The 2,925-nt window shown below is 38.3% G+C and carries 4 protein-coding genes; 1 reads left to right on the top strand and 3 read right to left on the bottom strand.

Going from position 1 to position 2,925, the window contains the following annotated elements:
* Positions 1-63 precede the first annotated feature (63 nt).
* Positions 64-276 (top strand): hypothetical protein, encoded by a 213-nt coding sequence (locus AC1DJR_RS24425; RefSeq protein ID WP_002015285.1) that lies wholly within the window; start codon positions 64-66, stop codon positions 274-276.
* Positions 277-312: 36 nt separating this feature from the next.
* Here the strand turns inward: AC1DJR_RS24425 and AC1DJR_RS24420 are convergent, their stop codons facing one another.
* The 3 genes from AC1DJR_RS24420 to recD2 all read right to left on the bottom strand — a co-directional run.
* Entirely contained in the window at positions 313-441 is a 129-nt protein-coding gene (locus AC1DJR_RS24420; RefSeq protein ID WP_002015286.1) for a YrzQ family protein, read from the bottom strand.
* A gap of 18 nt (positions 442-459) precedes the next feature.
* Positions 460-648, bottom strand: coding sequence for a hypothetical protein (locus AC1DJR_RS24415; RefSeq protein ID WP_477003706.1), 189 nt, complete (start codon positions 646-648; stop codon positions 460-462).
* A gap of 127 nt (positions 649-775) precedes the next feature.
* A partial coding sequence (gene recD2, locus AC1DJR_RS24410; RefSeq protein WP_477003705.1) for an SF1B family DNA helicase RecD2 occupies positions 776-2,925 on the bottom strand: 2,150 nt, incomplete at its 5' end.

The raw sequence follows: 2,925 nt of genomic DNA, 5'->3' as shown, positions 1-2,925 counted from the left end.
ACATAATAAGGACAACCACCCCTGAAAATACAGAATGTCAAAATATAATCAGGAGGGTTCATAATGATCTTATTTATGCTTGCATTATCCGCACTTTTTATGCTTCTTGAATGGATTTGTATCGGKTTTGGTATTTGGAAAGGCTTCTTTATTCGTTCCTCGCGAAAGGAAAGAGCTAAGCACTTATGGCATTATGGAATGCTTGGCGTTGGATGCTACGGTTTATCTTATCTCTTCTCTGAAATCGGACTTTTATATTTGCATACAAGCGCATAAAAAAACTCCCTTATCATAAAGGGAGTTTTTTACGCCTTATAAATAAGACTTAATCATCTTACGTGCTTTTTTCACATTGCGTTTTGAGAATACATCTTGTTTGCGAGCATATTGATACGCTGCAGCTCCAACACCTAATGCGATTAATGAATTGCGTAGATTCAAAGTAAATCCCCCTTTTCGTTATCCGATCGTTCTTTCATTATCATCAAATAAATCATCAAGAGAGCTTAATGAACCATCTTCCTCTACTTGATGTGTATGGATTTYCCCCTTTGAAACCGATAATTCGATATAACAATTCCAGCAATAAAATTGGTTGACACCTATTTTTCCGATGTCTTTCCCTTTGCAATTTGGACAACTGAACATATGGCTTTCATCTCCTTACAGTCTCCCAGATTCTATTCGCCATTATGTCCAAACTGCATTCATTTATACATTGCTAGAACCTTTCAACGTTATACGTTTGAAAGGTTCACTATATAATTTCACCTTGTTACATGAAATCATACGGTGAAATGTTTTCCACGTCCATTTCTTCACCATTAACCGTCACCATCTGCACTTCTCCTTGTGATTCTTGCAATCGGCCAGCTAAAGTCGTTTGACGCATTGCATCATCAAGGCGATTTACACCGGATTGAAACGCTGCTTCCTCCCCGCAAATAATAAGGAATTTCTTACTCCTTGTAATACCCGTGTAAATTAAATTACGACGTAACATACGGTTATAGCTTTTTACAATCGGCATAATAACAATCGGAAATTCACTACCTTGTGATTTATGAATCGAGCAGCAATATGCATGTGTAATTTGATTTAAATCTGGCTTTGTATACGTTACTTCAATCCCATCAAATGAAACGATAATCATATCTTGTTGCTCAACATTTTCTTTCGCATAAAACACCGAAACGATTTCTCCGATATCACCATTAAATACTTGGCTTTCCGGCTGATTGACTAATTGAAGTACTTTATCACCTCTGCGGTATACAACGTCACCGTAGGCAATTTCTTTACTTTTTTCTTTTTTCGGATTGAACACTTCTTGGAGAGCTTCATTTAACACATTAATACCTGCCGGTCCGCGGTACATAGGTGCCAACACTTGTACATCTCTTGCGCTAAACCCTTTCGTCTTCGCGTTTTCACATACTTTTTTTACAACTTCAACAATTTGAGCACCTGCACAGCTGATAAATGAACGATCTTTTTTATTTTGCGCTAAATCTGGTGGAAGTGTACCGTCTTTTATCGCATGGGCAAGTTGAATAACAGATGACCCTTCCGCTTGACGATAAATTTCTGTAAGCTTGACCGTTGGAACCGCACCTGCATTCAATAAATCTTTTAACACTTGTCCAGGTCCTACAGATGGCAACTGATCTTCATCACCTACAACGATAACTTGAATATTTGTCGGAAGTGACTTGAATAGCTGATTTGCAAGCCAAATATCTACCATCGAAAACTCATCAATAATAAGGAGCTTCCCTTGTACAGGGTCTGTTTCATTGCGCTGAAAAGAYCCTTCTGGCGTCCATCCAAGCAGACGATGAATTGTGCAAGCTGGAAGTCCTGTCGATTCACTCATGCGCTTCGCCGCTCTTCCAGTTGGGGCCGTTAATAATATTGGAAATGGATTATCATCACTATATTCATTCGGATTTAATGATACTCCGTGAAGTGACGCATACATTTCAACAATTCCTTTAATAACTGTTGTTTTCCCCGTCCCTGGTCCACCTGTTAATAACATCATCGGCTTATGAAGTGCAGTTTGAACTGCTTCTTGCTGAAGCGGCGCATACTGTACCTTTAGCTGTTCTTCAATTTCTCCTAATGTTTTTAACACTTCTGCTTCAGGGAATGCAGGGGTTTCTTCTTGATTCATAAGACGTCGAATTGACTTTACAACGCCTTTCTCAGAATAGAATAAAGAAGCTAAATACACTCGCTCTTCTTCTATAATGACTTTCCCTTCGCTTTGCATCATTTCAACGCAGCCTACAATATCTTCCTCAGTCACTCTGCCTTCTTGATTATTTAAAAGTGACATCGTTTCTCTTACAAGCTGACCTTTTTCCATATACACGTGACCGAGTTGTAATGAAATATTCTCTAACGTATAAAAACACCCTGCACGTACACGGTCGTCGTGATTGCCCGTTATTCCGATTGCACGCCCTATATCATCTGCTCTTCCAAATCCAATTCCGTCCACTTCTTCAATAAGTTTATACGGATTATTACGAATCACTTCTAATGTCATCTCTTTATATTGCTGATAAATTTTAATAGAAAGTTTTGTTCCAAAACCGTAACCATTTAAAAAACTCATCACTTTTTCGAGCCCTTGATGCTCAATAATCGTCTCATATATTTCCTGCGCTTTTTGCTTGTTTACAACACCACTTAACGCATCCGGATCATCCATAATTTTAGAAATCGCATGCTCACCAAGATGGTCCACGATTTTTTCGGCTGTACGCTTTCCAATCCCTTTAAATAAATCGCTCGCTAAATATTGCACCATACCTGCTTTTGTTTGTGGCAGTTCTTTTTTAAACGTTTCAACTAAATATTGTTTTCCATACTTTGGGTGGTCTTTAAAATGACCTGTTAATGTAAACACTTCATCTT

Source organism: Bacillus sp. 05T31, assembly GCF_056396725.1.
This window is presented reverse-complemented; position numbering and strand designations above follow the sequence as displayed.